A 2,014-nucleotide genomic window follows, 5' to 3' on the forward strand; every position below is an offset into this window, starting at 1 on the left:
CCGAATCCGAGTCGCTGTCCGAATCAGAATCGCTGTCAGCATCCGAGTCGCTGTCAGAATCCGAATCGCTGTCCGAATCCGAATCGCTGTCCGAATCCGAGTCGCTGTCCGAATCAGAATCGCTGTCAGCATCCGAGTCGCTGTCAGAATCCGAATCGCTGTCCGAATCCGAATCGCTGTCCGAATCCGAGTCGCTGTCCGAATCAGAATCGCTGTCAGCATCCGAGTCGCTGTCGGAATCCGAATCGCTGTCTGAATCCGAATCGCTGTCAGAGTCCGAGTCGCTGTCGGAGTCAGAATCGCTGTCTGAATCCGAATCGCTGTCGGAGTCAGAATCGCTGTCTGAATCCGAGTCGCTGTCGGAATCGGAGTCGCTGTCAGAGTCCGAGTCGCTGTCGGAGTCAGAATCGCTGTCAGAGTCCGAGTCGCTGTCCGAATCCGAGTCGCTGTCAGAGTCGGAATCGCTGTCGGAATCCGAATCGCTGTCAGAATCCGAATCGCTGTCGGAGTCAGAATCGGCATCGCTATCCGTATCATCAGCCAGGCCGATATTAATGGTCAGCGTTGTGGTAGCCGTATCGCCATCCGCATCCGTGATGGTGTAGGTAAATACCTCCGTTTGCCCGACTGAATCAGCATCTCCGGTCGCCTGATAGGTATAAGTACCATCGGCATAGATCACCAGCTTACCGTAGGCGCCCTCAACGATCGTTCCTCCTGAGCTAACCTGCTGCGCCGATGCCCCCGAAACCGAGGATGCAACGATGCTGGTCACAGTAATACCCGTACCGATATCACCTACGTCTCCGCCAGCATCCGTCTGCAGTACGTTACCGCTGATGATCGCGGATTCGTATCCTACAGAGTCGGTTACCGCCACATCGACCGCTGTCGCTACGCTGATATTCGCCAGGAAGTTTACCAACGTCGGCAGCAGGCCAGTATTCGTCGGCGACGATATCACTACCGTGTAGTTCCCCTCCGGCAGGTCGCTGAAGCTGGCGCTGCCGCTGTAATCCAGGCTGACGCCTCCCGCCGTAATAGTCACCGCATTCGATGCTAGCGCAACCACTTCTCCGGTCACCGTATTAATCACCGCGAGATCGGCTTTGAAGGTATCCGTCCCACCCAGCAGAAGCAGTAGCGTATTGATCAGCGCCGCCGAGCTCAGCGTAGTACCGCCGGAGATATCCAGCGCCACATCCTGAGTCGTTCCACTCGCAACCGTAAAATCAAAGTTGTTCCCGCTAAGCAACGAAACATCGACCACACCAAGCAAGTTCACGCCTGTCAGTTGGGTAATCGTACCGTTCAGGCCCTCGAGGTTGTCATGATTCTCGAAGATCAGAGCGGTATTGGTATCCGCGTTGGCTTGCGGGATATCCGAGTCGCTATCCGAATCGGCATCGCTGTCAGAATCCGAGTCACTGTCAGAATCGGAATCGCTGTCAGAGTCAGAATCGCTGTCAGAGTCAGAATCGCTGTCAGAGTCCGAGTCGCTGTCGCTATCCGAGTCACTGTCGGAATCGGAATCGCTGTCGGAGTCAGAGTCAGAGTCAGAATCGGAATCGCTGTCGGAGTCCGAATCGCTGTCCGAATCCGAGTCGCTGTCAGAGTCCGAATCGCTGTCGCTATCCGAATCGCTGTCCGAATCCGAGTCGCTGTCGGAATCGGAATCACTGTCAGAGTCAGAATCGCTGTCGCTATCCGAGTCGCTGTCAGAGTCCGAATCACTGTCCGAATCGGAATCGCTGTCAGAGTCCGAATCGCTGTCAGAATCCGAGTCACTGTCAGAATCGGAATCGCTGTCAGAGTCCGAATCGCTGTCCGAATCCGAGTCGCTGTCGGAGTCAGAATCGCTGTCGGAATCGGAGTCTCTGTCAGAGTCGGCATCGCTGTCGGAATCGGAGTCGCTGTCAGAATCGGAATCGCTGTCAGAGTCGGAATCGCTGTCGGAATCCGAATCGCTGTCCGAGTCAGAGTCGCTGTCTGAATCCGAGTCACTGTCCGAATC

The 2,014-nt window shown here is 55.6% G+C and carries 1 pseudogene; it reads right to left on the bottom strand.

What is annotated here, in order from left to right:
• A pseudogene (locus tag ABLV75_RS02830) lies at window positions 1-2,014 on the bottom strand (hypothetical protein); the annotation flags it as partial.

Source organism: Klebsiella sp. CN_Kp066 (genome assembly GCF_040065135.1).
Classification (GTDB): Bacteria; Pseudomonadota; Gammaproteobacteria; order Enterobacterales; family Enterobacteriaceae; genus Klebsiella; species Klebsiella oxytoca.